This is a genomic window from Streptococcus sp. 45, from assembly GCF_900108865.1.
GTDB lineage: Bacteria > Bacillota > Bacilli > Lactobacillales > Streptococcaceae > Streptococcus > Streptococcus ruminicola.
The window spans coordinates 1-2,129 of the sequence record NZ_FNXZ01000012.1; the positions used below are offsets into that span (position 1 = coordinate 1).

Here is a 2,129-nt window from a genome sequence, read left to right on the forward strand (position 1 = left end):
TGACTGGTGCTTGGAACAATGTGATGGCTGCCAGTGAGTTTGGCACTAGACTAATAGCTCTTGATGCAGATGCTTGGAATGCTGTTGCTAAAACTGGTGAAAAAGTTGGAAGCGACTTGGCATCCGCTATTAAAACAGGGGATGACTATAAAATCGGTGGCTACCTCTTTGATGTCGCCACACTTGTTGGCCCTGCTGTTGGCAAACTCAAATACGTCGACAAAGCAAGCAACCTTGCCAAACTCGCCGAAGCCGGTGACGTCGCCTCAACCGTTGGTAAGGTGGAAGATGGGGTGAAGGTTTCTAAATTTGATAAACTGTTTGGAAAATTAAAAGTAAATGATTTTTCAAAAACTGTTACCACTGACAGTATTAAAAGTACTTCTAAAACTCTTAAAATTGATGAAATTTATTTTGATAAAGCTGGTAATAAGGTAGCAAGATTTAATAACAATGAAGTAGCCTACTTTTCTACAGAAACTGTTGATGGAAAACCTGTTTTAGTTCGTTCATTAGATTTCTTAAACCCAGATGGAAGTATAAATTGGCCTAAAGGAGATGGATTCGTCCTAGATGCTGCTGGAAATCCAATAACACGCGATGCTAATATCACAGCAGGTCAATTAGTAGATAGATATGGCAGTTCAGGTGGAACTTTTATTAGTCCTATAATGGATGGTAAATCTTTTCCTTTTGAATCTCGAGGCTTACCTTACCCAGAAGGTTATCTAGAAAAACATACATATCAATTTACTATGGATATCAATAAAGCTAACTACGAAAAAGCATTTAATAATTTGCGCCCAGAAAAGCAAGACAAAATCTTAAAACTTATGAATATTTATAAGTTCTCTGCTGAAGATATTTACAATCCTCAAATAGGCGAAATTGCCGAAGTATTTGGAGCAGGTGGCGGACAACAAATCAAATTAGGAACGAGTGTCTCAATTTATGAAGAGCTTGGATTTTTAAGGGAGATTAAATAATAATGCCAAATTTACAAATAGAAAAACAAGAAATACTGGAAGAAATTGAAAAACGCAATTATCAAACTTTGCGCTATTCTATTTTTGAGGCAGGGAATCCTCATGAATGGGAGACCCGCATTGATTACGATAAAACAAAACAAGTTTATCAAGTTTATGCAACAATGGATCGCGCTTCAGTGAGGGGAAAATACGAATTTGTAGATTTTAATTCAGCAAAAGACAAATTTATCGAATTATTAGATTTAACAATAGAAATAAATCGATGGAAAGTTGAAGATGGTAAACAGCCAATATACTACTCTCCACTTTGGTCTGACTACAAACCGATTGAAATGTTTACGACAGTTATTGACTATTGCGACATTGAAGATGGAAATTTAGAACTCATTATCCTTGATGAAAATCAGTGGGAAGGAACTTCTGAAAAAGAGCATTTACAAAAATTAGAGGAAAAACTAAATACTTATCTCGAATATATTGATGGAAAATGCTATGTTTCAAAATGTGGAGAAAACTTTGATAAAATTATTATCCAAGTTGGTTTCAGACACCATCCTAGTGAAAATGGTATGCGATTCATGAAAAAACAACAACAAAATCTTTCCGAAAGAGGAATTATTTTAGAAATTGTGCTAAGCTAAATGAATAACCTCGAGACGCATTTTGCGTCTCTTTCTATGAAATCTGCTGATTTCTCCTACTCCTTTTAGTAATGTCAATTTCGCTAAAGGCATCAAATCTGTCGACAAACAACTCACAGAACAAGAAAAACTAGCTAAAGAACAAGCTGAGCAAAAAGCCAAAAAAGACTGGGCTAAGCATCATCCAGTTGAAGCTTTATTACAAAACGTCAATGACGAAACCACAAAATTATTCAAATGGGCTAACCAAGAGGTTCAAGACTTTAATTTGAATGTTCCTGGGGCTAATTATGTCAAAGACCAAATCTCTCTACGTCTAGGTTTCATATCAAAAGCTTGTGAAACTATAGGAGATTTAGCTCTGGGTGCCGCCCAGATTAGTCACCTGACTGCCGAAAGCATCCAATGGGGTGGCAATACCTTATTTAAGCAAAAAACACCTCAATGGATTAAAGATGATGTGACAAGTGCTGGGATGACTATCCTTACCACAGATATT

The 2,129-nt window shown here is 36.1% G+C and carries 2 protein-coding genes and 1 pseudogene; all 3 read left to right on the forward strand.

Going from position 1 to position 2,129, the window contains the following annotated elements:
* A pseudogene (locus BMX18_RS09425) lies at positions 1-986 on the forward strand (TNT domain-containing protein); the annotation flags it as partial.
* Positions 987-988: 2 nt separating this feature from the next.
* Positions 989-1,630 (forward strand): Imm59 family immunity protein, encoded by a 642-nt coding sequence (locus BMX18_RS09240; protein ID WP_074561230.1) that lies wholly within the window; start codon positions 989-991, stop codon positions 1,628-1,630.
* Positions 1,631-1,898: 268 nt separating this feature from the next.
* A partial coding sequence (locus BMX18_RS09245) for a hypothetical protein (RefSeq protein WP_219304959.1) occupies positions 1,899-2,129 on the forward strand: 231 nt, incomplete at its 3' end.

Coding starts and splice junctions, on each gene's coding strand:
- BMX18_RS09240 (WP_074561230.1), top strand. CDS start 989: ATGCCAAATTTACAAATAGAAAAACAAGAAATACTGGAAGAAATTGAA.